The sequence below is a fragment of the Halorubrum sp. AD140 genome (assembly GCF_034497445.1).
Classification (GTDB): domain Archaea; phylum Halobacteriota; class Halobacteria; order Halobacteriales; family Haloferacaceae; genus Halorubrum.
The window spans coordinates 1-1,336 of record NZ_JAXRUU010000213.1 but is presented as its reverse complement, the minus strand read 5'-3'; the positions used below and the strand labels follow the sequence as shown (position 1 = coordinate 1,336).

Annotated in this window: 1 protein-coding gene; it reads right to left on the bottom strand. The window is 68.4% G+C overall.

All coding sequences use genetic code 11. The annotated features are described in order from the left end of the window. Window positions 1-231: 231 nt before the first annotated feature. Window positions 232-1,336: NCS2 family permease (locus U4E84_RS17550; RefSeq protein WP_322533371.1), on the bottom strand; the 1,105-nt coding region annotated here is incomplete at its 5' end.

Sequence of the window (1,336 nt, the reverse complement as noted above, 5' to 3'; positions counted from 1 at the left end):
GGTCGGTCTCCGCTTCGCTCCGACCGGCAGACTCCCTCGCGCGTGCTGGCTCGGCCGCGGGGCGGCCTCGCAGGCGCGCAGGGAGGCGCGACGCGCCTCTTGCAGCCGGCGGCGGAGCCGCCGGCGACGCCACCGCATCCTGCTTTTTTTATAGGAGCCGCCGCTCCCGCTCGTGAACATTTATAAGTCGAAAACGGCGTGGGAAACGTCCGTCGCGGCGCGCCGACCGCCTCAGAGGATGACGCCGGCGGTCGAGAGGACGTAGTAGACCGCGAGCAGCGCGGCGATGGCGTACTGGCCGAGCGCGACCTCGTCGTACTCGCCGACCGCGAGCTTGATCAGCGGGTACGCGACGATGCCGGCCGCCAGCCCGTCGGCGATGGAGTAGGCGAACGGCATCACGGTGACGGTAAGTCCCGCGGAGACGGCCCACGCCGGGTCCTGCCAGTCGACCTCGACGAGCCCCTGTAACATCATCACGCCGACGACGATGAGCGCGATGAAGGAGGCGTACTCGGGAATCGCAGCGACGACGGGGATCACGGCGAGCGACGCGAGGAAGAGGAGCGCGACGACCAGAGCGGTGAGGCCGGTGCGACCGCCCTCCTCGACGCCCGCGGACGACTCGATGAACGTCGTCACCGTGGAGGTGCCGACTATCGCACCGAAGGTCGTCCCGACGGCGTCGGCCATCAACGGCCTGTCCATGTCGGGGAGGTCGCCGTCCTCGTCGAGGAAGTCGCCGAACTGCGAGACGCCGATGAGGGTGCCGGCGGTGTCGAAGAAGTCGACGAAGAAGAACGTGAACACGACTAAGACGAACGTGACGGGGTCGATGTTCGCCAGCCCGTCGACGAACGCTCCCGCCAGCGGCGTGATGTCGTACTGCGCCGACGGCAGCGTCTCCGGCGTAACCGTTCCGCGGGCGAAGAACCCGGCGAGCGTGAGCCCCCACCCGGCGAGCGACGTGGTCACGATCCCGAGGACGATGGCGCCGGTGACGTTGCGCGCCCACAGCACGAACGTCAGCACCAGCCCCAAGACACCGAGGATCGCCCACGGGTTCCCGAAGACGCCGCCGAGCGTGACCAGGGTCGTGTCGTCGGGGACGACGATCTGGAGCTCTTGGAAGCCGATGAACAGCAGGAACAGCCCGATTCCGGCCCCCACGGACTTTTTCACCGGCTCGGGGAACAGCCGGATCACGTACTCGCGCGCGCCGACGGCGGTCAAAAGCATGAACAGGACGCCCTCGACGAAGACGGCCGCAAGCGCCGTCGGCCACGAGACGCCGAGCCCCAACACCACCGTGTACGCGAAGAAGGCGTTGAGCCCG